The organism is Clostridium sp. AF15-41 (genome assembly GCF_003604095.1).
In the GTDB taxonomy this organism is placed as follows: domain Bacteria; phylum Bacillota; class Clostridia; order Lachnospirales; family Lachnospiraceae; genus Coprococcus.
Genome location: NZ_QTMQ01000005.1, coordinates 47,588 through 73,719, shown reverse-complemented (window position 1 = coordinate 73,719; position 26,132 = coordinate 47,588). Strand labels below are relative to the sequence as shown.

The 26,132-nt window shown below is 41.6% G+C and carries 18 protein-coding genes; 4 read left to right on the top strand and 14 right to left on the bottom strand.

Translation table 11 applies throughout. The features are described 5' to 3' along the window. From DWW43_RS05220 to DWW43_RS05190, 7 genes are all read right to left on the bottom strand, one after another. Positions 1-605: hypothetical protein (locus tag DWW43_RS05220; RefSeq protein WP_119963002.1), on the bottom strand; the 605-nt coding region annotated here is incomplete at its 3' end. 237 nt (positions 606-842) lie between these two features. After that, a complete protein-coding gene (locus tag DWW43_RS05215) occupies positions 843-1,220 on the bottom strand; it encodes a hypothetical protein (protein ID WP_008401283.1) in 378 nt (125 codons plus the stop codon). A gap of 142 nt (positions 1,221-1,362) precedes the next feature. Then, a complete protein-coding gene (gene pheT, locus DWW43_RS05210) occupies positions 1,363-3,792 on the bottom strand; it encodes a phenylalanine--tRNA ligase subunit beta (RefSeq protein ID WP_008401281.1) in 2,430 nt (809 codons plus the stop codon). Between the two features lie 24 nt (positions 3,793-3,816). Continuing rightward, on the bottom strand, positions 3,817-4,836 hold the full coding sequence (pheS, locus tag DWW43_RS05205) for a phenylalanine--tRNA ligase subunit alpha (RefSeq protein WP_008401280.1): 1,020 nt from the start codon (positions 4,834-4,836) through the stop codon (positions 3,817-3,819). A gap of 361 nt (positions 4,837-5,197) precedes the next feature. Continuing rightward, positions 5,198-5,746 (bottom strand): type II secretion system protein, encoded by a 549-nt coding sequence (locus tag DWW43_RS05200; RefSeq protein ID WP_049941089.1) that lies wholly within the window; start codon positions 5,744-5,746, stop codon positions 5,198-5,200. Between the two features lie 86 nt (positions 5,747-5,832). Beyond that, positions 5,833-6,756 carry a YihY/virulence factor BrkB family protein gene (locus tag DWW43_RS05195; protein WP_008401278.1) on the bottom strand — a complete coding sequence of 308 codons (924 nt, stop codon included), beginning with the start codon at positions 6,754-6,756 and terminating at the stop codon, positions 5,833-5,835. Further along, positions 6,737-8,383 (bottom strand): SpoIID/LytB domain-containing protein, encoded by a 1,647-nt coding sequence (locus DWW43_RS05190; protein WP_119962926.1) that lies wholly within the window; start codon positions 8,381-8,383, stop codon positions 6,737-6,739. Before DWW43_RS05190 ends, DWW43_RS05195 begins: the two co-directional genes overlap by 20 nt. Positions 8,384-8,812: 429 nt before the next feature. Here DWW43_RS05190 and DWW43_RS05185 point away from each other — a divergent pair, with 429 nt between their 5' ends. From DWW43_RS05185 to DWW43_RS05175, 3 genes are read left to right on the top strand one after another with little or no spacing between them, the layout of a single operon-like run. After that, complete coding sequence (locus tag DWW43_RS05185; protein WP_008401276.1) at positions 8,813-9,433, top strand: hypothetical protein; 621 nt, start codon at positions 8,813-8,815, stop codon at positions 9,431-9,433. A 40-nt stretch (positions 9,434-9,473) separates the two neighbouring features. Next, complete coding sequence (locus DWW43_RS05180) at positions 9,474-10,427, top strand: phosphatidylglycerol lysyltransferase domain-containing protein (protein WP_008401274.1); 954 nt, start codon at positions 9,474-9,476, stop codon at positions 10,425-10,427. A gap of 44 nt (positions 10,428-10,471) precedes the next feature. After that, a complete protein-coding gene (locus DWW43_RS05175) occupies positions 10,472-11,707 on the top strand; it encodes a 6-phosphofructokinase (protein ID WP_119962925.1) in 1,236 nt (411 codons plus the stop codon). 371 nt (positions 11,708-12,078) lie between these two features. Here DWW43_RS05175 and DWW43_RS05170 read toward each other — a convergent pair whose 3' ends face one another. The 7 genes from DWW43_RS05170 to rfbA all read right to left on the bottom strand — a co-directional run bounded on the left by DWW43_RS05170 (position 12,079) and on the right by rfbA (position 24,232). Next, positions 12,079-13,644, bottom strand: a complete 1,566-nt coding sequence (locus DWW43_RS05170; RefSeq protein WP_119962924.1) for a glutamate synthase subunit beta — start codon at positions 13,642-13,644, stop codon at positions 12,079-12,081. A gap of 2 nt (positions 13,645-13,646) precedes the next feature. Next, complete coding sequence (gene gltB / locus DWW43_RS05165) at positions 13,647-18,194, bottom strand: glutamate synthase large subunit (protein ID WP_008401271.1); 4,548 nt, start codon at positions 18,192-18,194, stop codon at positions 13,647-13,649. Between the two features lie 323 nt (positions 18,195-18,517). After that, the gene (locus DWW43_RS05160) at positions 18,518-19,822 is read right to left on the bottom strand and encodes a glycoside hydrolase family 3 N-terminal domain-containing protein (protein WP_119962923.1); all 1,305 of its coding nucleotides are present in this window, start codon (positions 19,820-19,822) and stop codon (positions 18,518-18,520) included. Beyond that, complete coding sequence (locus DWW43_RS05155; protein ID WP_119962922.1) at positions 19,815-21,596, bottom strand: LCP family protein; 1,782 nt, start codon at positions 21,594-21,596, stop codon at positions 19,815-19,817. The genes DWW43_RS05160 and DWW43_RS05155 overlap by 8 nt, the downstream gene beginning before the upstream one ends. Positions 21,597-21,632: 36 nt before the next feature. Then, positions 21,633-22,235, bottom strand: a complete 603-nt coding sequence (gene rfbC / locus DWW43_RS05150) for a dTDP-4-dehydrorhamnose 3,5-epimerase (protein WP_008401268.1) — start codon at positions 22,233-22,235, stop codon at positions 21,633-21,635. A 27-nt stretch (positions 22,236-22,262) separates the two neighbouring features. After that, a complete protein-coding gene (rfbB, locus tag DWW43_RS05145; RefSeq protein WP_119962921.1) occupies positions 22,263-23,288 on the bottom strand; it encodes a dTDP-glucose 4,6-dehydratase in 1,026 nt (341 codons plus the stop codon). A gap of 47 nt (positions 23,289-23,335) precedes the next feature. Beyond that, positions 23,336-24,232, bottom strand: a complete 897-nt coding sequence (gene rfbA / locus DWW43_RS05140; protein WP_008401266.1) for a glucose-1-phosphate thymidylyltransferase RfbA — start codon at positions 24,230-24,232, stop codon at positions 23,336-23,338. A 543-nt stretch (positions 24,233-24,775) separates the two neighbouring features. On the opposite strand from rfbA, the gene DWW43_RS05135 reads away from it, so the two are divergent. Then, complete coding sequence (locus tag DWW43_RS05135; RefSeq protein ID WP_117785164.1) at positions 24,776-26,002, top strand: argininosuccinate synthase; 1,227 nt, start codon at positions 24,776-24,778, stop codon at positions 26,000-26,002. Positions 26,003-26,132 lie beyond the last annotated feature (130 nt).

The window sequence follows — 26,132 nt, the reverse complement described above, 5'->3', positions numbered from 1 at the left end:
CCTTTCTTATGCATTTTCAGGATAATACCAGCTCTTTCTTCCGACCTTCCAACAGCCTTGCCTCGTGCTTCGCCTATCGCTATTCCAGCGGCTTCGCCCTTTGCATATCCCATTTCCTCTACGCCTTCACTCAGATTGCACATGATCTTCACCCCATCTCTTATACCGCGTCTCTCTACCGGTATATCATACTCCTGTTTCATAAGCTTCAATTTTTGTTCTGCCGTCATTGTCTGCGACGCTTCCAGATTGATGATCATTTTTGCCAGTCCATCCCTCATCCGCACATAGAAAATGATGTCAAAACACACCTTGCCCTCATCGATCTCGGAACTTTCTGTGTTCAGCCCGACAATCCGTTCACCGGTTCCGGCATCTACCATTTCTTTGTTCGTTAGTCCGGGTTCTACCGGAACCTGACTGATATACGGTTCGCCCTCGATCAGCGAAGCAACCATATCTGCATCCATACCTTTAAATTCTTCTACTAACCTGATCAGTATATGCGCCAATATGATCTTCTGTCCAAGCAAGCGCTTGGCACTGGCATCATACTGTGCTTTCTGATATGTCGCATCAGCGGAATATACTAATTCATTATCCATGTTCCATCTTCTTTCCTGACAGAACAGAATAACATGCGTATTTTTTTGCTTAGTATATTGCCGCCATCTCTCCAAATTTGATTGTAACGGATATCAAAGGGGAAAACAAGTTTAACCATAAAAAATCCGGATACAGCATCTCATATCAAATAAAATATAACAAAACCCCTGTCTGCTATAGATTCATATATTTCTCATATCCATAACAGGCAAGGGTTTTATAAATTTATTTTCTAATTATTTTATCTTCCATGTCTTTACATATCCAATGGATTTCTTTTTCATCTGTTTCTTTAAAGCTATCTTTATCATATTGGCAAATGCCTCTCCACCAAGGGATACTACGGTATAACCTTCCAGTTCTGACGGAATATTCAAGACTGCCTTTCCTTCCACAATCTTCAACATAAGACCGCCTTCAACACCCTTTACAATCTCTATGGTCTTCTTTTCTTTATCCAGTATGCGATACTGATAATATCGATTCTCCGTTGTATAAATCGTATCAGTCTCTTCTGCATGCACTTCAGATACCGTAGATATCGTTCCCTGATTTTCAAATAATTCCCCGATCATCCCTGCTGCCATGACAAGCACCATAGCTACTGCCATCATTTGTAACTTTCTTTTTCCTATCTTCTCTCCTTCTTATCCCTATAACCAAAAGGGTCTGAACAATCTGATATACCAAACCGGAGAATACCTGCATTACAAATATCCTCCGGTTCATAATACCAGAATTATCTAAACCTGTAAATTAAGCTCTGAGTTCAATACCAAGCTTTCCTAATTCTTTTACAAGCTTCTCAATGATCTTATCGACTTCTCCGGCCTCTAAGGTTCTGTCTTTTGCACGGAAAGTCATCGTGTAAGCAACAGACTTCTTACCGGCTGCGATCTGCTCGCCTTCATATACATCAAAGAGCTTATAGCTTTCAAGCAGCTTGCCGCCACACTTCTTGATCAGTTCTTCTACCTGACCGACAAAGATGCTCTTATCCATAACCATACTCAAGTCTCTGGTACTTCCAGGGAACTTTGCAATACCTTCATACTTGATATCAAAGGACGACAGTGCTACGACATTTGGCATATCGAGAACTGCTACATATACCTCACCCTTTAAGTTATAGTTATCACAGGTTTCCGGATGAAGCTGACCGAGATAACCAACAACGGTATCGTCCTTTACGATATTTGCCTGACGACCCGGATGCAAGAACGGATGCTCTGTTGTAGGAACATAGGTACAGATATTCTTCATACCAAGGTTATCGAATAACTCCTCGATCACACCCTTTAAGTTGAAGAAATCACCCTCGCCGTACATACCGATCGTGAGCTTCATACGTTCTTCCGGAAGCTCTGTCAGTGGAAGCTGCTTTGGAAGATATACATTTCCGAACTCGTACAGACGTGCAACCTTATTCTTACGATTGAAGTTCGTTGCAAGAGAAGTCAGCATACCATTTAAGGATACCGTTCTCATGATACTGAAATCCTCTCCCAGCGGATTTGCGATCGTGATCGCCTTTCTGTAGACAGAATCAGCAGGAAGCAGTAATTTGTCAAATACCTTCGGGCTTTCAAATGAATAGCACATACCGCCGGAGAATCCGTTCCCTTCCAGAATGTTTCTTGCAATGTCATAGATTCTGTGGCTGTATGGCTTCTTACCTACGGTAGCTTCACCCTTTGGAAGTGACATCGGAATCTTATCATATCCATAGAAACGGGCAACTTCTTCTGCCAGATCTGCCATGCAGTTTAAATCCTGACGGAAGGTTGGAACAGTAAGTGTCTTTGCTGCTTCATCATATGTTAATTCCAGCTTGCCGAATATATCAAGCATAGTCTTTTCATCAATATCGGTACCAAGAAGCTTGTTGATCTTTTCAGGCTCAAATGGAAGCACTTTAGGCTGTACAGGATCCGGATATACATCAACCATACCGCCAACAACTTCACCTGCACCCATTTCTTCGATCAACTGGCATGCACGGTTGATTGCTTCTTCTGCAAGGTTTGGATCCAGTCCCTTTGTGAACTTGAATGCAGCATCCGTTGCAAGTCCGAGTCTTCTGGATGACAGACGGATATTGGTTCCGTCGAAGCATGCTGCTTCAAATAATAAGGTCCGGATATCATCTGTTACCATGGAGTTCTCACCACCCATGATACCTGCGATACCAACTTCTTTTTCTCCGTCACAGATCATCAGGACATCCTTATCCAGCTTTCTCTCCTGACCATCGAGTGTCACAAATGTATCGCCATCCTTTGCACGTCTGACAATGATCTTATTTCCTGCGATCGTAGACAGATCATACGCATGCATTGGCTGTCCGTATTCTTCCATTACATAGTTTGTGATATCAACCAGATTGTTGATCGAACGGATTCCCTGTGAAGCAAGTCTCTCTCTCATCCATTTTGGTGATGGGCCAATCTTTAAGTTCTTTACAACTCTTGCGCAGTAACGCTTACACAGATCTGTGTCCTGTACTTCTACAGATACATAGTTATTTACATCTTCGTCATTTCCTGTTTCCTTGATCACCGGTGGGTAGAACGGCTTGTCAAATGTAACAGCAGCCTCTCTTGCCATACCGATCATGGAGAAGCAGTCTACACGGTTTGATGTGATCTCATATTCTACAACGACATCATCCAGACCCAGTGCCTTTACTGCATCGTCACCCGGCTTTACATCTGCTTCCGCAGGAAATACATAGACACCGTTTTCCGGTGCTTCCGGATACAGCTCTCTGGATGATCCCAGCTCCTCGATCGCACACATCATACCATAAGATGGCACACCACGAAGCTTGCCCTTCTTGATCTTGATTCCATCAGCAGGAAGCTCCCCGCCATCGTGTCCGCCTGCTACTTTACCACCGTCAAGTACGGTAGGAACCAGATCTCCTTCTTTTACATTTGGTGCTCCGGTTACGATCTGAAGCAGCTCATCTGCTCCGATATCGACCTGACATACAACCAGCTTGTCAGCATCCGGATGCTTTTCTATCTTAACGATCTTACCAACTACGATCTTTTCAAGATTCTTGTCTTTTTTCTCAAAACCTTCTACATGTGAACCGGAAAGTGTCATTGCATCGACAAATTCCTGTGCCTCTACATCAAGATCAGGCACATATACTTTTATCCATGAAAGTGGTGTATTCATTTTTCTATCTCCTTTTCCTGTTTTTTAGAACTGCTGTAAGAAACGTACATCGTTTTCGTAAAGAAGACGCATATCGTCGATTTCGTATTTTAACAGTGCTACACGCTCCAGACCGATACCAAATGCAAATCCTGAATATTCCTCCGGATCAATGCCACAGTCATGAAGTACCTTTGGATGAACCATACCACAGCCAAGGATCTCGATCCAGCCGCTTCCCTTACATACACGACAGCCCTTTCCGCCACATTTGAAACAGGTTACATCCATCTCTGCTGATGGCTCTGTGAATGGGAAATGATGTGGACGGAACTTAACCTTTGTGTTTTCACCGAAGAATTCCTTTGCCCACTGCTGTAAGGTTCCCTTTAAGTCAGCCATCGTAATGTTCTTATCGATAACCAGACCTTCTACCTGATGGAAGGATGGTGAATGTGTTGCATCTACTTCATCAGCTCTGAATACTCGTCCCGGTGAAAGAATACGGATCGGAAGGTTGCCCTTCTCCATGATTCTTGCCTGTACCGGAGATGTCTGTGTACGGAGCAGGATATCCTTTGTGATATAGAAGGTATCCTGTTCATCCTTTGCAGGATGATTTGCAGGGATATTTAATAATTCGAAATTATATCTATCATATTCAACTTCAGGGCCTTCTACGATCTCATAGCCCATACCGATGAATACACGTTCCAGATCTTCAAGAGCGATCTGATTCGGATGTCTGTGTCCATCGATCTTCTTGATTCCCGGAAGGGTAACGTCGATCGTTTCGCGCTTCATCTTCTCTGCACGAAGTGACTGATTGATCTTCTTTGACTTTTCCTCTAAGGCTGTCTCAATCGCCTGTCTTGCTTCATTTACCATCTGTCCAACCTTTGGTCGATCTTCAGGTGCTACATCTTTCATACCCTTTAATACCTGGGTCAGTTCACCTTTCTTTCCGAGTACAGATACTTTTACATCATTTAAGGATGTCAGTACATCTGCTTCATTGATCTTGGCAAGTGCTGCTGCTTTGATTGCCTCTAATCTGTCTTTCATCTTTCATTCTCCTTAAATTAAAATAAATTAAAAATAAAAAAAGCCCCAGTCCACAAAGGGACGGAGCAACCGCGATACCACCCTGATTCTGACACCCGGTCTTCCCGGAACTGCCAGCACTCATTCTATGTTATAACGGTCATAACCCGTTATCTCCTACGCTTCCTTTTAAGGAATCCTCAGAGATAAAACTCGGATGTGAAATTAAATGAAATATGGTGCTCGACCAGGCTTCCAGCCGATGACCCGGTCTCTCTGTCAGACATATCCCATCTTTTGCATCTTCAACGTCTTCTCTTCCATCCGCTTATAGTCAGGATGGTTAAAACTATACTTAAATATAGCACATTTTTAATATGTGTCAATAACTTTCTTCAACGACCCATTCATTATCTGTTACAGAAAATGTAAGCTTCGCTCTCAGATTTCCTTTGTCGTCTGATAACATGATAACCGACTGTACACCTGTATCCGGGTCGGATGCAACGGCACCGCCGTTTTCTGAAAGCGCGATCTGAAGCGGAACTCCCTGATTATAGAGTGTAATACTTCCCATTCCAAGCGATGTAAACATCTGTTTAAAATACTTCGCCTTATCTGCCGCAGGCATATCTACGAAGTTGCCGGCATTATCCTTACAGATGATCGTCCCTGTACCGGAGCCGTCATCCGTCGAACCGGAATATGTGACAGCACGAACGGCATACCCTGCTTCATTTGCTTCGATCGCCATATTTACAACTGCCTTTTGCAGCTCGGATGCCGTATCCAGATATACCTGTAATCTGGATTTCTTGATATATTTAATAAGCGCCGGAGCAAGTGCTCCTGCAAGAATAGCCATGATCGCAATTACAATGATCAGTTCAACCAGTGAAAAGCCTTCATTTTGTAAGAATCTTTTTTTCATTTTTTCTCCTCTCATCGAATTCAAATTCCCCATTCATTTATACGCTTAGTATATTTCTCTCATCCATATTTTTCAATATTTTTCTGCTATTTTTTTTCTTTTCCCGAGAATTTTTTCTGAATCTGATCCCTGAGCTTAATAAAAATATCCCGTATACTATCCCTGAAGAACAGATTTAATTCAGCACCCAGCAGCAGGATATACATACATATATATAACCAGAGCATAGCGATTACCATACTTCCAAGGTTCCCATACATATAAGTATTGATTCCAAAATAAGTAAGATAGGAAGAAAACGCTGCTGATAACAGAACCCAGCATACGGTTGTAAATACCGCCCCCGGTATTGCTGTCTTAAGGCGCAGGTGATTATCCGGCAAACGACAGTATATCAGCAGAATAACGGCAAATACCAATACCGGTGCGGTTAACAGTCTCGAATAGAAAAATACCTTTTCTGAATAATCCACCCAGTTCGTCTTTGCCAGTATATCTTCCATGATCGTATTTCCCAGAACATATACACCTGCCAGTGCGATCAGCATAACGCAGAAAATTAACGTATATAATGCATTTGTCAGTCTTCTTAATATATAATTCTTAGTATCCTTTGTCCGATCCATAAAATTGAGTCCCCGTTCGATCGCCATCGTTCCCTTTGCTGCCGACCAGATTGCTACAATCGCTGATATGATCATTGTCATCCCAACCTGAGCACTATAGATCTCATCCACCATATAGCTGAGCATATTCGCCATATCACCGGGAATGATTTCTTCTATCAATGCCACAAATTCTGCCTGAGTCACCGGCAAAAATCGTATACCGATCAGGAGCATCATGGCAAATGGGAAAAATGAAAGCAGTAAAAAGAAAGCTGCCTGTGCCGCAAACGCAGACAACTGATTGTCTTTGTTAATTCCCATCACTCCCTGAACCATCCGGACAATAGCAATATTCTGAACTCTGTCTATCACCCCTGTGACCTTATTCCTGTATTTTTTCATCTGTTACAAATCCTGTCTCATTTATTTTTTTTATTTCTGCTCCATAAAAATAATGCAGCAGAATCTTCTCATATTTATAGCCCTTTTTCGCAAGATCGTTTGCTCCGTTCTGGCTCATTCCGACACCATGGCCAAAACCGCCGCCATATAGATGATACGCCCCTTCTTTGTCCTTTTCGATATAAAAATATGCACTTGGCAACAACGACCATCCGCTCACTCTGCTCTCATCCTGTTTTACAATTTCGACTTCAAACGGATATAATACCTGCCGGATCGCCATCTGGCCATCAACCTTTACAGCACCCTGTTTTCCGTATATTACCATACTTTGTGCGATTCCGCTATTTCCTCTTTCTGTTATTATGATATTTTTTATCGTCCCAAGAATCTCTTCTGCTTCCTGCCCCGCAAATTCGGTTATTGCATCCGATTCATTCCCCTCTTTATCATAAAAAGTAAGACAACCGGCAGCCACCTGCGGAAGCCCCTGTGACACAGCTGACTGCATCTGCTCTTTACTATAGTCTATCGACCAGCGATACATCGGTTCTTCTTTTTCAATACTATTCACATATATCTTCTTATCTATAAAATCACGAAAAACCTCCTCTGTAGACAGTCTTCCATCCCCGATCTGAAAATATCCATGATCAAGCATAACAGGTGTACTATTTAGCTTTGCTTCGGTCTCTGCATAAGTCTCCAACTGATCGTTCAGATATGACAATTTATCTCCTCCCCATACATCATCATTTCTGCATGTGGTTCCGCATGAAGTAGAAAAAAAATATGCCTGTACCATATCTCCATCGCAAGTGAGCACTTCACCTGCAGTCTCCTGTACCGCCTCTATCGTTTCCGGTGTTTCAAATATATTGTTGTATACCTGACAGGCTGTCGTATCATCAAGATCGGCACCATACTTTTCATATGCATGATCTCGGATTCTGTTTACCGCATAACTTCTGGCACAGATTGCCTGTGCCTTTAATGCCTCCTTCTCATAGGAAGATGGCATCTCACTGGATACAACCGCATACAGGTATTCTTCCAGATCAATCTCATTTGTAACGATATACCCTTCCTTTTTCTGTATGTGTATAGTTCCGTGATAGGATGGCGTTCCGTCTGATTTTTCAAAATTTTTAAGTACGATCCGGTCAGAAGCGGTCTCAGGCTCCACCGTGATATAGTCAAATGTATTCTCCTCAGCAAATGCCGCTACATCAAATACATCATTTTTCTTATACGAGATGGTCTTCTTTCCGTCCACATTTACATTATATGTTCCGGCACAACTGATGCTCACCGTATCCTGTAGATAGACTCCATGATTCGACAACAGTACCTTCACCTGTTCCGGCACCACAGATTTTATTTCTGCTTCTTTTTTCTCATCCTGTCCGTTCTTCTTTTTTGTATCTGTCTCTTTACTTTTTTTATCCGCATGCTCTGCCGCCGTCTGCGTACGTTCTCTTATATTCGAAAATATACTGATATCCGCCCGTGAAAAAATATCATCCACATCCGTTTTCTCGCTTACTGCCATCTTTGCCGCATACAGGGTACCCACAACCAACAGACATGTTATGCATAATGTAATAAATTTGATTAATTTTTTCATATATTCTCCATTTTTCGGGTATACTTTAACACAGAAAAAGCAGCATCTTAGATGCTGCTCTTTATCTTTCGTATAAAACTGAAATGCGTTCCTGCATTTTGAGTCCTAGCCAATGCTAGGTGGGCAACCGCAACTGAATCTCTGTCTTCCACGTATTAAAGAGGCATGACATCACAAGCAGCAATATAGGAATCCCTTTTATTCAAATGTAGGTTCAAAATCGCAAGAAGCTTAGTACATCTCAGCTTTAACGTAATTATACTATAGGCCTTTTTTACATGCAATACCTAAAATTTGAATAATGGTTTCTTTTTTTCAGTCAGAAGAATTGAAAAAACCTTTATCCCTGTAGTATAATGCATCTAAGTATGAAAATTTCTACTGTTTTTTACAAGGCAGGGATTAATAAAATATGGCAGGTAAACCGATATGAGTAAAACAATATTGACAATTATATTTGGCATCCTATTGCTTCTGGTTTTTATTTTTCTGATTATCTGGACAATCAGCTCTTCCGGGAAAAAGGTATCAACGACACGCAGCAAACGATCTGCCGCCGCCAAACGGAATCTTGAAAATGATCTTTTTGACGAAATTGATGATATTGACGAAAGCATGGGATACTGGTACAACAAAGAAGATATGGCCGATGCCGATGAGATCATGAAAATCCGGTATCAACACTATTTCAACAAATTAGATGAATGTATTCGTGATCTGGTTATCGAGATGTACGACTGCGGTCTTGTGCGAACAGAGGAACTATATTCCATCGCCTATGGTCAGGATGCTCTGACTCCCGATTCCGTTGTTTACCGGATCTCGGATGATTCCGGCGAAGACGAAGCCAACGTCCATGCATCCCTCTCTCTCCCACCGGTTTCTGATGAAGCTCAGCGTAAAATATATGAAAAATGGAGCGGATATGTAAATGAACTTCTGGAAACGGTAGATATAGAGACCTCCGATGACAACAAAAAAGCAATCATTGACGGACTGATGACCTACGGAAGAAAGAATCTCCGCACACTGCTTTACAGTCCGGAATAAAATTAATCAGAATTATAAATCATTAGAAAGATATATAAAAATGGAACTTATTAAACCAAATTTATCGCAACTTGACATTTTAAACCGCTATTTGAAAGGAAGCAGCATTAAAGATTGCGGCTTCTGTACCGGCAATGCAATTCTATGGGCAGAAGAATACCATGTCTCTTATGTAATTCTTTCAGAAATGCTTGTTTTTATAGCTGAAGAAGATGGCAAACCTTCTTCTTTTACCTTTCCGATCGGCATTGGTACAGATTTTATAAAAGATATACAGAACCCGGATTATCTGCTGAACGCGCGTTCTGTATTTGATGAAGTCTGTACCTATTTTCATGCTCAGGGTGTTACACCATGTGTACACTGTGCTACACCAGAAATCTATGAAATTATCACAGGCTGGTATGGAAAGGAATTCCCTTACACACTGGATCCCGGTGATTTTGACTATATCTATACGGTAGAAAAGCTCACATATCTCCGTGGCAAAAAGCTGCACGGCAAACGTAATCATATCAATAATTTCATGCGTAATTACCCGGACTATGAATATTACACGATCACGGACGAACACATAGATGCATGTCTTGCGATCGCCAGATATTGGGTGGAAAAACACGATGTCCTACAGCCTGAGCTTGCCGAAGAACATGCTTATGAATATAATATTATCCGAAAAGCCCTGTCAAACAGGAGAAAAATGCAGATGACAGGCGGAATCATATACGTCAATCACATTCCTTCTGCATTCACACTGGGCGAGCCCTTGACCAATGATACTTTTGATGTACATTTTGAGAAAGCGGACGACAGCATTGACGGCATCTATCCTATGATCAACAAAACATTTGTTGCAAACGAACTTCAAAATTACACATATGTAAACAGAGAAGAGGATCTGGGACTTCCCGGGCTTCGCAAATCCAAAATGTCTTATGTTCCTGACATTTTATACAAAAAAGGAATCATTACCCTAACCGGTCTCTATGATTAGAAAACGGTTTTTAATTTTATTACACAAAAGAATGGAGAATCAAAATGAAAAAAGAAAATTGCATCGTAGCTCAATCCGGCGGTCCAACCGCTGCCATCAACGCTTCTCTTGCCGGAGTGATCGATGGAGTAAAAAAATCCGGCAGCTTCACCCGTATCTACGGTTCTCTCCACGGCATAACCGGAGTACTTGAAAATAATCTGATGGATATGTCTCTGATGGCTCTTTCTCATTTCCCGATGTTAAATACCCTCGAACTGACACCTGCCATGTATCTCGGTTCTTGCCGATATAAGCTTCCGGACTACGATAAAGATCCTGTTCCTTATGAACAGATCTTTGAACGTTTTGAAGAATACGGAATTGCAGCATTTTTCTATATTGGTGGAAATGATTCTATGGATACGGTTATGAAACTCAGTGCATATGCAGAAAGTATTCATTCTGATGTCAGGATCGTCGGTATACCAAAGACGATTGACAACGATCTATATGCAACCGACCATACCCCGGGCTTTGGCTCTGCTGCCAAATATGTAGCTTCCACCATGCTTGAGATTGCACACGACGCTTATATCTATAAGATTCCGGCTGTTATCATCGTAGAAATAATGGGGCGCGATGCAGGATGGCTCACAGCATCCTCTGCACTTGCCAGAACAACTTACAGTCAGGCACCGGATCTCATCTATCTGCCGGAAGTTGCATTCTCAAAAGAGCAGTTCTTAAAAGATGTAAAAAACAAGCTTACCAAACAAAAAACGGTTATCGTAGCTGTCTCAGAAGGAATCCACGATGCTGATGGCAATTATATCAGTTCTGATTCTGCAGTTGCTGACAAATTCGGTCATGCACAGCTAAGTGGTGCCGGAAAAGCCTTAGAATATCTTGTACGTGATGAAATCGGTGTAAAAGTTCGTTCAATCGAATTAAATGTATTGCAGCGCTGTGCAGGTCACATTGCTTCCAGAACAGATATCACAGAATCCTTTGCTCTCGGGCAGGCCGCAGTCAAATATGCCGCTGAAGGTAAGACCGGTATCATGGTTACGATCAATCGTATCTCCAATGATCCATATCAATGGGTGATCCAGTCGGCTGATGTATCAAAGATCGCAAATGAAGCAAAGTCCGTACCATCAGAGTGGATCCATCCAGATGGAAATGATGTCACAGACGAGATGATCGACTATCTCCGTCCTTTGATCATCGGTGAAATATCCCTCCAGTATAAAGACGGACTTCCGGTTTATCTCCCGGTCGACCATTTATTACATTAAATTTATTTATAAACAGCAAAGGAACAGTAAAATATCATTATACACAAAGCGAATAAAGTTTTTTTGTTCATATCGCACAAATGCATACTTTATGTCAAAAAAAAATTACTTTATATTTTCAAATAGTTGTTTTTATGGTCATAATTTGTTCATAATTATCCGATACTATATAGACAGTTCTTAATTCATAATTTTTTTCTTTGTTGTTGAAGATATTAGATAAGCCCTTTTCTTTTCGAGAAGGGCTTATTTAAATTTATAATAACAGTCAGTCCGGCTCCTGCTCCGGGCACACAACAAAAAGCTCTCCTTCGGATAACAGACTATAACAAGCCTGCTTCTCAAAAGAGAGCTTTTCCCTTTATTTTATGTTACATAAGATTCGTATATCCAACCAGCATGGAATCAACCGCAACCGCTGCCTCTCTGCCCTCATGGATCGCCCATACGACCAGAGACTGTCCTCTGTGCATGTCACCGGCAACAAATACCTTAGGAACATTTGTTGCATAAGACTTCGGACATGCAGTCTTTACATTAGTACGCTCATTTAATTCTACACCAAAGCTGTCTGCTACGTACTTCTGGCTTCCAAGGAATCCTGCCGCGATCAAAACCACTTCACAGTCAATCACATATTCGCTGTCAGGTACTTCTGTCATATTCATACGACCGGTTTTTGGATCTTTCTGCCAGTCAAGCTTTACGCATTTTGCTCCTTTGACATTTCCATCCTTATCCTTTATAAACTCTTTAACTGTTGTCTCATAGATACGAGGATCATGTCCGTATACTGCGATTGCTTCCTGCTGACCATAATCTGTCTTGCAGACTCTAGGCCATTCCGGCCATGGATTATTCTCCGCCCTCTGATCCGGAAGCTTCGGCATCATCTCGAGCTGTGTGACACTCTTTGCCCCTTCTCTGACAGCCGTTCCTACACAATCATTACCGGTATCACCACCACCAATGACCAGAACATTTTTTCCCTTGCAGTTCACGAACTGTTTATCTGCAAACTTCGAATTTCGAAGGCTCATTGTGGTTGTCTTCAAGAAATCTACCGCAAAATAGATTCCCTTCGCATCTCTGCCTGCTGCCTTGATATCTCTCGGATTAGATGCACCACAGGCAAGTACAATAGCGTCATATTCCTTTAACAGGTCTTCCGCCTTTACATACTTCTGATTTGGATTCTTCAGGTATCCTGTTATCTGATCATCCTTTGGATAAGGTGCCTTCGCCGAAGATTTTCCGGTTGCTACTTCCGTATTTAATACGAAACGGATACCTCGTTTCTCCATATATGCAATCTTGCGGTCGATCACTTCTTTTTCAAGCTTCATATTCGGAATACCGTACATTAACAGTCCACCAGGTCTGTCACTTCTCTCATATACAGTAACCTCATGCCCGCGGCTGATCAACATATCTGCCACAGCAAGTCCGGACGGACCGGAGCCTATCACCGCAACCTTTTTATCTGTTTTTCCTTTTGGAGGCTGATCATTTACCAGACCATTTGCATAAGCATATTCAATAATCGCACGTTCATTCTCTCTTACCGATACCGGATCTCCGTTAATGTTACAGGTACAGGCTTTCTCGCAGAGAGCTGGACATACACGGCTGGTAAATTCAGGGAAATTATTGGTCTTGCTCAGTCTCGCATAAGCATGCTCCCAGTTATCGTTATAGATCATATCGTTCCATTCCGGTATCAGATTATTCAACGGACAACCGGATGCCATACCGCCGATCATCATTCCTGCCTGACAGAACGGGACACCACAGTCCATACATCTGGCAGCCTGGATCTTCTGCTCTTCAAGACTTAAAGGTATATGGAACTCATTGAAATTCTTAATTCTTTCTTCCGGAGCGATCTCTATACTGGTTTCTCTTTCATACTCTAAAAATCCCGTTGGCTTTCCCATATCTATTTACCTCCATTTTTAATCCTGTAAAATGCTTCTATCGTTGCCTGCTCACTGTTCAGACCTTTTTCTTCCAATGCGACAATCGTGTTCATCATCTTTTCGTAATCCTTTGGAATGATCTTCTTGAATTTTGGAAGATATTCATCGAACTTATCCAAAATTCGTTTTCCGACCTCTGAATTTGTATAATTTACATGATCCATGATCATCTGCTTTAATTCACCGATCTCGTATTTATCGGTTACGGCCTCGACATGAATCATTCCCTTATTCAGACGCTTATACAGATCATTCTCTATATCCAATACATATGCGATACCACCGCTCATACCTGCGGCAAAATTCTTTCCGGTGCGTCCAAGAACTACTACCTTACCGCCTGTCATATACTCGCATCCATGGTCACCGACGCCCTCTACAACTGCAGTTGCACCGGAGTTACGAACAGCAAATCTTTCACCGGCTACACCATTGATATATGCTTTACCGCTGGTTGCTCCATAAAGTGCTACGTTACCGATGATGATATTATCTTCATGGACAAATCTGGCAGATCGTGGTGGATATACGATCAGCTTACCACCGGAAAGTCCTTTTCCGAAATAATCATTGCTGTCACCAACAAGCTCCAGCGTCAGTCCCTTCGGTACAAATGCACCAAAGCTCTGTCCACCCGCACCATTGCATTTTACAAGGTAGGAATCATCCTCCAACGTCTCTCCATAACGTTTTGTAATCTCTGATCCAAATATCGTACCAACGGAACGATCCGTGTTTGTAACATCGATCTCGATGCTCTTCTTCTGTCCTTTTTCAAGGGCAGGTCCAAGCTTCTTTAACAGAACACGCATATCGATCGTCTTCTCCAGCTGGAAGTCATATGGATGCTTCTCGTTATATTTTATCTTATTCTGAGGTGCATCAATATATGGATTATTGATGATAAGTGACAGATCAACATTTCTGTCCTCTGCGCCCTTACCTGCATATAACAGATCGGAACGTCCTACCAGCTCATCCACAGTTCTGACACCAAGCTTCGACATATATTCACGAAGCTCCTCTGCGATAAATTTCATAAAGTTAATAACATATTCCGGTTTGCCCTTAAATCTCTTACGAAGCTCCGGATTCTGTGTAGCAATACCAACCGGACAGGTATCCAGATTACACACTCTCATCATTACACAGCCCATTGTTACCAGTGGAGCTGTCGCAAATCCGAATTCTTCTGCACCAAGCATCGCCGCGATAGCAACATCACGTCCGGTCATCAGCTTACCATCTGTCTCCAGAATAACTTTATTACGAAGATCATTCTTGATCAATGTCTGGTGTGTCTCTGCCAGACCAAGCTCCCAAGGAAGTCCTGCATAATGAATAGAGTTATTTGGTGCCGCACCGGTACCTCCATCATAACCGGAGATCAGGATAACCTGTGCTCCTGCCTTTGCTACACCGGCTGCAACTGTACCGACACCGGCTTCTGATACCAGCTTTACAGAAATTCTTGCATCTCGGTTTGCATTCTTACAATCATAGATCAACTGTGCCAGATCCTCGATCGAATAGATATCATGATGAGGTGGTGGTGAGATCAGGCTGACACCCGGAGTTGACAATCTGGTCTTTGCGATCCAAGGATATACCTTGCCTCCCGGAAGATGTCCACCTTCACCGGGTTTTGCTCCCTGCGCCATCTTAATCTGGATCTCTTTTGCGCTGACCAAATATCTGGATGTAACACCGAATCGTCCCGAAGCTACCTGTTTGATAGCTGAACAACGATTCTTGCCATCTTTTCCTATCGTTAATCGTTCAATGGACTCTCCACCCTCACCGGAATTGGATTTGCCTCCGATCGTATTCATCGCAATCGCCATGCACTCATGTGCTTCCTGTGAGATAGAACCATAACTCATAGCTCCTGTCTTGAATCGTTTTACGATTGATTCAACCGGCTCTACTTCTTCCATTGGAATCGGATTCTCTGCATATTTGAATTCCATCAGGCCTCTCAGATGGAATGGTTTTGTCTCATCTTCCAGACATGCGGTGTACTGTTTGAACAGGTTATAATCACCACGTCTGGTTGCCTGCTGTAACAGGTAGATCGTCTGTGGGTTATACAGATGTTCTTCCTTGCCGCTTCTGAACTTGTGTGCACCGATACTTGTCAGTGCGAGATTAGTATCCAAGCCGAGCGGATCAAATGCTGATGAATGAAGAGCATCTACCGTCTCCTCGATCTCTTTGATACCGGAACCGCCTACACAGCTTACTGTATTAGTAAAGTATCTGTCGACTACTTCTTTTGAAAGTCCGATACATTCAAAAATCTGTGATCCCATGTATGACTGGATCGTTGATACACCCATCTTGGATGCGATCTTTACAATACCATGCATGATCGCTGCATTGTAATCATCAACAGCCGCATTGAAATCTTTGTTTAACAGGTGACTGTCAACCATCTGCTTGATCGTCTCGATCGCCAGATATGGGTTAACCGCACACGCACCATAACCAAGCAGCGTTGCAAAATGATGAACATTTCTAGGATCGGCACTCTCAAGGATGATTGCAACCGATGTACGCTTCTTTGTTCTTACCAGATGCTTCTGCATAGCCGAAACAGCTAATAATGAAGGAATCGCAACATGAGTTTCATCTACGCCACGGTCTGATAAGATCAGAATATTCACACCGTCACGATACAACTTGTCTGCTTCTACAAACAATCGATCCAAAGCTTTTTCGAGTGATGTATTCTTATAATAAAGAATCGGAAGAACGCCAACCTTAAGTCCCTCTACCTTCATATTCTTGATCTTTAAAAGATCTGTATTTGTAAGGATCGGATTATGGATCTTTAATACATGACAGTTCTCCGGCTTCTCTTCCAGAATATTTCCATCCTTTCCGAGATATACGGAAGTCGATGTTACGATCTCCTCACGAATCGCATCAATTGGAGGATTTGTTACCTGTGCAAATAACTGTTTAAAGTAATTAAACAATGGCTTGTGGCTGTTTGATAATACTGCAAGCGGAGTATCAGTTCCCATTGCACTGATTGCCTCTGCTCCTTTTTCAGCCATTGGATAGATTGTATTTTTAAAATCTTCAAATGTATAACCAAATGCGGTCTGGAGTTTTGCACGCTCTTCATCTGTATATTCTTCTACACGAATATTCGGTATCTTAAGATCATTTAAATGAACCAGATTACTGTCAAGCCATTCACCATATGGTTTTGCTTTTGCATATTTCTCCTTGATCTCATCATCTGATATCAATCTTCCGTTCACTGTATCGACTAACAACATACGTCCCGGTCTCAAACGGTCTTTTTTCACGATCTTAGATGGATCGACCTCTAACACACCAACTTCAGATGAAAGGATCAAATAATCATCATCTGTTATATAATATCTGGAAGGTCTGAGTCCGTTACGGTCAAGCACTGCACCCATGATATCTCCATCTGTGAACAGGATCGATGCAGGTCCGTCCCATGGCTCCATCATTGTTGCATAATACTGATAGAAATCTTTCTTCTCCTGGCTCATAAATCGATCATTTTCCCATGGTTCAGGGATCGTGATCATAACTGCCAGCGGAAGCGGAATACCATTTAATACAAGGAATTCAAGACAGTTATCCAGTCTTGCGGAATCGGAACCATTTGGATCAAGTACAGGCATAACCTTGTACATCTCGTCCTGCATGATCGTAGATTCCATTGTCTCTTCTCTGGCGATCATCTTATCTTCATTTCCACGAATCGTATTGATCTCACCATTATGGCAGAGATAACGATACGGATGTGCCCGAAGCCAGCTAGGAGTTGTATTCGTGGAGAATCTCGAATGTACAAGTCCGATCGCTGATTCATAATCCGGATCCTGAAGGTCGTTATAGAACTTACGAAGTTCTCCAACTAAGAACATACCTTTATATACGATCGTTTTACTGGAAAGTGATGGTACATAGGTATCATCATTACTTTCTTCAAATATTCTTCTGACAAAGTAAAGCTTTCGGTCAAAATCAAGTCCCGTTTTCACGCTGTCAGGTCTCTTGATAAATGCCTGCATAATGCACGGCATAACATCAACAGCCTTCTTTCCAAGAATTCCCGGAGTAGTCGGAACCATTCTCCAACACAGGAACTCAAGTCCCTCTTTCTCGACAATAACCTCAAACATCTTCATTGCCTGTTTTCTTGGCAGTTCATCCTGCGGAAAGAAAAACATACCAATACCATAATCACGTTCTTTACCCAGATCATATCCGAGCTCCGCAACTGCTTTCTTAAAAAATTTATGTGAAATCTGAAGAAGGATACCTACACCATCACCGGTTTTTCCTTCTGCGTCTTTTCCTGCTCTGTGTTCCAGATTTTCAACAATCTTTAACGCATTATTTACGGTTTCATGTGTCTTAATGCCTTTGATATTAACAACGGCACCGATACCACAGTTATCATGTTCGTATTCTTCACTGTATAACCCTGGATTTACTACGTTTCTGTTATCTTCCATGCTCGTTTTCCTTTCCAACTTATTGCCAGTACCTGTAGAGATCTTATAGTCAGGTTATCTGATAGTGATTCTCAAATGCGGCTCTGTGCTTTTTATGATTTGTAATCATACTATCTTTTTTTCCGTTTGTAAACAACTTTTTTCGTCAAATTGTCAGATAGTTTGCAAACTTAATTTTATAAAGTGTTTTGTATAGTCAATATAAATTATTGCAAATCAAAAAGACACAATTGCAATGGTCTTTCCATTGAAATCGTGTCTTTTACTTTTAAAATATATAATCCGCATTTTGTGCGTTTTGTGTTTAAATTTGCCCAATCGGTCTATTCTTTCTCAATAGCAGTATGCTTCATCACCAAAATTCTTCTTACGCTTTCGTTGATCTGAGTCTCCGCAATAATCTGATCTTTTACTGCCTGCTTTATCCCCTCAACTGCCTGTTCCAGATTTTCCGGTTCCAATATCATATCATTTCCTGCAGCCACCGCATAAATCGCAGCATCCCCGGCTGAATATGTATCGGTAATTGATTCCATCTGCAATGAATCCGTAATGATTACTCCGGAAAAACCAAGTTCTGTCCGAAGAATATCTGTCACGATTTCTTTAGAAAGATCGGATGGGATATTCGATATATCGGTTACGATCATATGCCCTACCATCACAAAGTCAGCTCCTGCATCAATTCCTGCCCGAAACGACTGAAATTCATTGTTTTCAAGATCGTCTTTCGTCTCATATACATATGCATTTCCATAATGGGAATCTTCTTTTGTATTGCCATGCCCGGGAAAATGCTTCAAAGTACAGAGCACTCCGCCTGCGTGAAAACCGCGCACCGCATATGGAATTAATTCCGCCGCTTCACTATAAATATTGCTGTAAGCTCTCTTTCCTATGACTGTATTCCCCGGATTTGACCATACATCTGCTACCGGAGCAAAATCAAGGTTAAATCCATAATACGACAGATTATCTCCGATCTGTCTTGCATTCTCATACGCAATATCTCCACCCAGATTTCTGTAATCATACATTGATCCGATATCACCGCCATCTATATTGCCAAGCTTCTGCATTACGCGGCTGACCGTTCCGCCTTCCTCATCTACAGCAAGGAAGAGTGTAATATCAGAATTATCCTGCATTTCCTTCAACAGCTTTTTCAGCTGTTTTTTCGTCTGTATGTTTTTTGATTTCAGCATAATCCCACCGACAGGATACTTCTTAAGCGCCGACTTAAATTCCTTATCCAGCTTGGTCACATCATGACTTAAAACCAGATTCTCAGGATTTACAAACATCATCTGACATACCTTTTCATGCAGTCCCATATGAGCGATATATCGTTCTGTCATACCTGCCCATGCAAGATTCTGTCTTATATCTTTAATCCATTCATGAAGCAATACCCCACGTACAGGGAAGCTGTCATTGGTATTGCGCCTGCAAAATATTTGCTCCGGTAAAATCTCTGTATTTTCTATCTCTATTACTCCGGTTTCATTCGCCCGGACATATTCCATCTGTCTGTATTTCCCGAAAAGTAATACTATCACACATATGATCACTGTCAGCACCGGAATCTTCCCTACGAAAAGTCTCAGACGGATTCTGATATTATTCATTTTCTATCATTCCCGCCGGAGGTGTCGTGATCGTCTGTACTTCTGTTGTCGAACCTGTTTCAGATCCATTTGTTGCCGATTCACTCGAAGCTTCACTGCTTTCCTGTGTTGTAACAGCAGTTTCGCCTGATACCTTATCTATATCAATTGCTTCTGTTGCTGCCACTCCCGTTTCCGATGATACTTCTGTGCTTATAGATGATGCTGTAGTCGACGGAGTATAACCCGATGTTCCATACAGATATTCATGTAAAGCTGTAACATTTGCATTCAGATCCGCTGCTACGATCACACTACCTTTACCATCTAAGGACATCGGTGTATAAGAGAACGGGAATCCAATATTTCCTGTAATCTTATAGTCAGCAATATCTTTCGCCAACGAAGTCACTTCATCCTTTGTAAGACTGGTTGATATGCAGCTAAAGGATACATCGATCAGATTTGATATCATCTTACTGTCTGCATTTATCATTTTATTTACCAGACCAAGTAATACGGTACGCTGTCTCATGGTTCTGGTAATATCTCCTTTACCCGTGCTTCGGATTCTGGAATATGCAACTGCCTGCTGTCCGTTTAATACCTTCGTTCCCGCCTCATGAACGCCCTCGGAATATTTTCCCGAAATACCGATCTGTTCCGCAAGATTCTTGTTCAGATTATTTACCTCATCTTCTGTTACCGTTACCTCTACGCCTCCCAGCGTATTGATTATATCTGCCATAGCATTAAAATCAACGGTAATATAATCCGATATAGCAAGATCCAGATTTGCATTTAACGTATTGATCGACATTAAAGCACCCCCGAGCTGATATGCGTAATTGACCTTATGAGTTGTCTGAGAGTCGCTCTGTATCTGTAACAATGTATCTCTGTATACCGAAACCATCTTAACTTCTTTTGTATCTTTATTGATACTGAGTAAAATGATCGCATCACTGTTTGTTCCTGTATTCAGATTTGAATCTCTGGAATCAACTCCGTAAAGTGCAATCGTGGTATAACCCTTTGTCTGTTCTTTTACACCTTCGTTGACAACCAGATCATTGTTCTTGATCGGACGAATATCCATCTGATTATACTTATAAGATTTATTCGCGGATACATAACCGATCGTAAGGATGAGGAATACTACGAACAATACAATGCCTGTAACCGCCCATTTACCGAGTGTATTCAGTCGAAATGATCGTTTCTGTCCATCATTACCCACTTCTGATATGACAGGCTTCCGGCTTCTGACCTTCTTCTCAGCCTCACCTACTGCATCCCGGACACTTTCTCTCAGATTTGCAAATACATCAGCAACTGTATGTCCATCTTCTTCCGATTCATCCATATCTGCCTCAGATTTCATGGTATCATCCTGCGTCTGTTCTTCATAACCGAGTTTCTTATAAGCAAGCCTTTTCCGTTCTTCGGCTACACGGTCTTCTTTTATTCTCTCTGTCGGCTGCTTCGATTCGGACTTCTCCGCTGTCGCAACCCCAACCTCTTTTAATACCGACTCTAATTTGTCTGCATATTCCTTATAGGATTCCGATACCGGTGTTTCTTTCGCCGAAGAAGCATCTGATACAGAATCTGCCATTTTCTCCTCAGATGTACCATCTGCTTTACCGTCAGCTTTGCTATTTTCCGGTTCATTCTGATTGATGATCGAATCGATCAGCTCATCATCGTCCGTTGTCATTTCCTTATTCCGTTGTAACAGTCTGTCTCTGTATTCCGATAGACGTTTATCATACTGTGTAGTCTTATTATCCATTAGTGAAAGACATCCTCTCTGCAACTAAAAACTTTATTAGAACTTAAATGTTTCCTTTAATCCCAGCCATTTCTGGTCCTTATCACTCAGGTTGAGCGCGGTTCCATCTTCCAGATGATACCCTTCCGCACTTGCGTTTCCCTGATATTCACCAAAGACCTTCGGCCACTCAATACCAATTTCAGGATCATTCCATGCCAGACCGCCCTCATCACCGGGATGATAGAAATCTGTTACCTTATAACAAAATTCCGCCGTATCCGATAAAACTAAAAATCCATGAGCGAAGCCTTCCGAGATATAGAACTGCTTCTTGTTCTCTTCTGTCAACTCCACACCATACCATTTTCCATATGTTTCGCTTCCTGATCTCAGATCAACAGCAACATCATAAACTGCACCTTTAATCACACGTACTAGTTTTCCCTGCGGAAATTCCTTCTGAAAATGGAGTCCGCGAAGCACGCCTTTTGTCGACATACTTTGATTATCCTGAACAAATACCATATTCAGACCATTTTCCTCCATATCCTTCTGGTTATAGGTTTCCATAAAATATCCTCTGCTGTCTCCATGTACTGCAGGTTCAATAATGTACAATCCTTCTATCGGTGCTTTTGTAACTTTAATCTGTCCCATCTTATTTCTCTACCTCTTTTCCACAAATTAACGATTACCATACATCTTCTCATAGTAATTCTGGTATTCTCCCGAGATAATGGTCTCCCACCATTCTCTGTTATCAAGATACCACTGGATCGTCTTCTTTATTCCATCTTCAAACTTTGTCTCCGGAAGCCATCCAAGTTCATTATGGATCTTTGTCGGATCGATTGCATAGCGCATATCATGTCCTTTACGATCGCCAACATGTGTGATCAGAGACTCAGGCTTGCCAAGTTCTTTACAGATGATCTTAACGATCTCAATATTCTGTTTCTCATTGTGACCACCGACATTGTATACTTCGCCAACACGCCCTTTATGAATGATCAGGTCGATAGCCTTACAATGATCTTCTACATATAACCAGTCACGCACATTCAAGCCCTCACCATATACGGGAAGAGGCTTGTCATTCAATGCATTTGCGATCATTAATGGTATCAGTTTCTCCGGGAAATGATATGGTCCATAGTTATTCGAACATCTGGATATGCTGACAGGCAATCCGTAAGTTCTGTGGTATGCCAATACCAGAAGATCTGCTGCTGCCTTTGAGCTGCTGTAAGGAGAGCTTGTATGAATCGGTGTTTCTTCTGTAAAGAACAGATCAGGTCTGTCAAGCGGCAGATCTCCATACACTTCATCGGTGGATACCTGATGATATCTCTCAATTCCATATTTTCTGCAGGCATCCATAAGCACTGCCGTACCCATAATATTTGTCTTTAAGAAGATATCCGGATTCTCGATACTTCTGTCAACATGACTCTCTGCTGCAAAGTTCACAATGATATCCGGCTTTTCTTCCTCAAATAACCGGTAAACGGCATCTCGGTCGCAAATATCCGCTTTAACGAATCTGAAATTCGGATTCTTCATTACCGGCTCAAGTGTTGACAGATTACCTGCATATGTCAGCTTGTCCAAGCATACGATACGATATTCCGGATATTTATCAAGCATATGGAATACAAAATTTGAACCGATAAAGCCGGCTCCACCTGTTACTATGATTGTTTTACTCATTTTTATCTTTCTCCTCAATCTATCTTTTATCTTTTTATCTGCAAAAGCTATGCAAGCACATCCAGATACTTACCATCTAATACATCCTTCAGATACTGTCCATACTGATTCTTCTTCAAAACTTCATATACTTCAAGAACTTCTTCTCTGGAAATCCATCCATTCAGGTATGCAATCTCCTCAAGACATGCAATCTTTCTATGCTGATGCTGCTCTATCGTCTTTACAAAGTTCGTGGCATCAACCAGACTCTCATGTGTCCCTGTATCCAGCCATGTGAATCCCTGTCCGAGAAGCTCTACATTTAACTGCTGATGTTCAAGATAAATACGGTTCAGATCGGTGATCTCAAGCTCGCCTCTGGCGGATGGTTTCAGATTCTTTGCATATTCAACAACTTTATTATCGTAAAAATAGAGACCTGTTACACAGTAATTGCTCTTTGGCTTTTCCGGTTTTTCCTCAATCGAGATCGCACGTCCGTCTTTGTCGAATTCAACAATTCCAAACCGCTCCGGATCATCTACGTAATAACCAAATACAGTTGCACCCTTACCGTTTTCCGCATTCTGAACAGCTGCACGTAATCTCTTTTTAAGTCCGTGGCCTGCAAAAATATTATCACCGAGAACCATTGCCACAGTATCATCACCAATAAAATCCGCACCAATAACAAAAGCCTGTGCAAGTCCATCCGGTGTAGGCTGTACAGCATAAGTAAGATTTACACCAAACTGACTTCCATCTCCCAACAGATCCTCAAATCTTGGAGTATCCTGCGGTGTTGAAATGATCAATATATCACGGATCCCTGCATTCATCAGAACTGACATCGGATAATAGATCATCGGTTTATCATAAATCGGAAGCAGCTGCTTCGATGTTACTTTTGTCAACGGATATAACCTTGTTCCAGATCCTCCGGCTAAAATAATGCCTTTCATCTCTTATTCCTCCTGTTAATCAAAAAACTTTTCATTCTTTCACCCGAATTATTATATCTGGCTGTGATTTCTAACTTCAGGATTTCCCATTCACAGTCTATAATAACCAGTATCCACAGTCTATTATATTATATAGCATTTCTACAAGATACTCAAACATTATTCCTATTTTTTCTTATTTCTACTATTTTTTTCTGATTTGTTACAACTTTCTATTCATTATATACAAACCGATGTTTCCTGTAATTCAATGTGTGTGTATATTATTCATATTTGTATATGTAATATTCATATTTTATTCTTTTTGTTTCATGATCGTATTTTTTCTTCTATCCCTCTTCTATATTGTAAATTCTGTTTTCTTACATTTTGTTTCTTTTTTATTTTTTCCACTTTTCTATTCAAAAAACACTTGCATAATATTCACTACCGTTATATATTAATTTGCAGACAGGACGATATGTCCTTTATTCAACAAATGGAATTATGATATATCAGAAATGTACATATTCCACACAGACGGATTTTAAGGAGGATTTAGAAATGGCAAAAGACAAAGTTGTTCTTGCATACTCAGGCGGCCTTGATACAACAGCTATCATCCCTTGGTTAAAGGAAACTTATGATTACGATGTTATCTGCGCCTGCATCGACGTAGGACAGGAAAGTGAGCTGGAAGGACTGGATGAAAGAGCAAAATATTCAGGAGCTTCCAAGTTATACATTCTGGATGTTGTTGATGAATTATGTGATGAATACATCATGCCAACCGTTCAGGCAGATGCTGTATATGAGAATAAATATTTACTCGGTACTTCTTTCGCAAGACCTCTGATCGCTAAGAAATTAGTTGAGGTTGCTCGTAAGGAAGGTGCTGTTGCGATCTGTCACGGCGCAACAGGAAAAGGAAATGACCAGTTAAGATTTGAGCTTTCAATTAAGGCTCTTGCTCCTGACATCAAGGTTATCGCTGTATGGAGACAGCCAGAATGGAAGCTGGATTCCCGGGATGCGGAGATTGCATACTGTCAGGCACACGGTATCAATCTTCCGTTTGATGCTGCTCATTCTTACAGCCGTGACCGTAATATCTGGCACATCAGCCATGAAGGTCTGGAACTGGAGAATCCTGCAAACGAACCAAACTACGATGATCTTCTGGTTCTCGGTGTTACCCCTGAAAAGGCACCGGATGAGGATGAATATCTGACACTTGATTTTGAAAAGGGTATCCCAACTGCTATTAACGGTACAAAGATGAAAGTTTCTGATATCATTCGTGAATTAAACCGTTTAGGCGGCAAGCATGGTATCGGTATTATCGATATCGTTGAGAACCGTGTTGTCGGCATGAAGTCCCGTGGTGTTTATGAGACTCCCGGCGGAACAATTCTGATGGAAGCCCACAAGCAGTTAGAGGAGCTGACTCTGGATCGTGAAACCCTTGCATACAAGAAGCTCGTAGCAACCAAGTTTGCAGATCTTGTATACGAAGGAAAGTGGTTCTGCCCTCTCCGTGAGGCTCTTCAGGCATTTGTTGAAAAGACACAGGAGACAGTTACCGGTCAGGTTAAGATGAGACTGTACAAAGGAAACATCATCAAAGCCGGAACAACTTCTCCATATTCTCTGTATTCTGAGAGTCTTGCAAGCTTCACTACCGGTGAGCTGTATGACCATAAGGATGCAACCGGATTCATCAACCTGTTCGGTCTGTCCATGAAAGTCCGCGCAATGATGAACGAGAAGAACAAGAACAACGACAAATAATAGTTGAAATGGAAGCGACATTCCTGTTATAAAGGAAATTCCTTCCGTAAATCTTTGAAATAAAATGGGAAATACATTACATATTATTCCGCAAGTCGTTCGCACTCTATTTTAACGCAACGGCACTAAG

Excerpts from the sequence above, each read along its gene's own strand:
- DWW43_RS05215 (WP_008401283.1), bottom strand. The coding sequence starts at position 1,220 with ATGATGGCAGTAGCTATGGTGCTTGTCATGGCAGCAGGGATGATCGGG.
- pheT (WP_008401281.1), bottom strand. The coding sequence starts at position 3,792 with ATGAATACACCACTTTCATGGATAAAAGTATATGTGCCTGATCTTGAT.
- pheS (WP_008401280.1), bottom strand. The coding sequence starts at position 4,836 with ATGAAAGACAGATTAGAGGCAATCAAAGCAGCAGCACTTGCCAAGATC.
- DWW43_RS05200 (WP_049941089.1), bottom strand. The coding sequence starts at position 5,746 with ATGAAAAAAAGATTCTTACAAAATGAAGGCTTTTCACTGGTTGAACTG.
- DWW43_RS05195 (WP_008401278.1), bottom strand. The coding sequence starts at position 6,756 with ATGAAAAAATACAGGAATAAGGTCACAGGGGTGATAGACAGAGTTCAG.
- DWW43_RS05190 (WP_119962926.1), bottom strand. The coding sequence starts at position 8,383 with ATGAAAAAATTAATCAAATTTATTACATTATGCATAACATGTCTGTTG.
- DWW43_RS05185 (WP_008401276.1), top strand. The coding sequence starts at position 8,813 with ATGAGTAAAACAATATTGACAATTATATTTGGCATCCTATTGCTTCTG.
- DWW43_RS05180 (WP_008401274.1), top strand. The coding sequence starts at position 9,474 with ATGGAACTTATTAAACCAAATTTATCGCAACTTGACATTTTAAACCGC.
- DWW43_RS05175 (WP_119962925.1), top strand. The coding sequence starts at position 10,472 with ATGAAAAAAGAAAATTGCATCGTAGCTCAATCCGGCGGTCCAACCGCT.
- DWW43_RS05170 (WP_119962924.1), bottom strand. The coding sequence starts at position 13,644 with ATGGGAAAGCCAACGGGATTTTTAGAGTATGAAAGAGAAACCAGTATA.
- gltB (WP_008401271.1), bottom strand. The coding sequence starts at position 18,194 with ATGGAAGATAACAGAAACGTAGTAAATCCAGGGTTATACAGTGAAGAA.
- DWW43_RS05160 (WP_119962923.1), bottom strand. The coding sequence starts at position 19,822 with ATGAATAATATCAGAATCCGTCTGAGACTTTTCGTAGGGAAGATTCCG.
- DWW43_RS05155 (WP_119962922.1), bottom strand. The coding sequence starts at position 21,596 with ATGGATAATAAGACTACACAGTATGATAAACGTCTATCGGAATACAGA.
- rfbC (WP_008401268.1), bottom strand. The coding sequence starts at position 22,235 with ATGGGACAGATTAAAGTTACAAAAGCACCGATAGAAGGATTGTACATT.
- rfbB (WP_119962921.1), bottom strand. The coding sequence starts at position 23,288 with ATGAGTAAAACAATCATAGTAACAGGTGGAGCCGGCTTTATCGGTTCA.
- rfbA (WP_008401266.1), bottom strand. The coding sequence starts at position 24,232 with ATGAAAGGCATTATTTTAGCCGGAGGATCTGGAACAAGGTTATATCCG.
- DWW43_RS05135 (WP_117785164.1), top strand. The coding sequence starts at position 24,776 with ATGGCAAAAGACAAAGTTGTTCTTGCATACTCAGGCGGCCTTGATACA.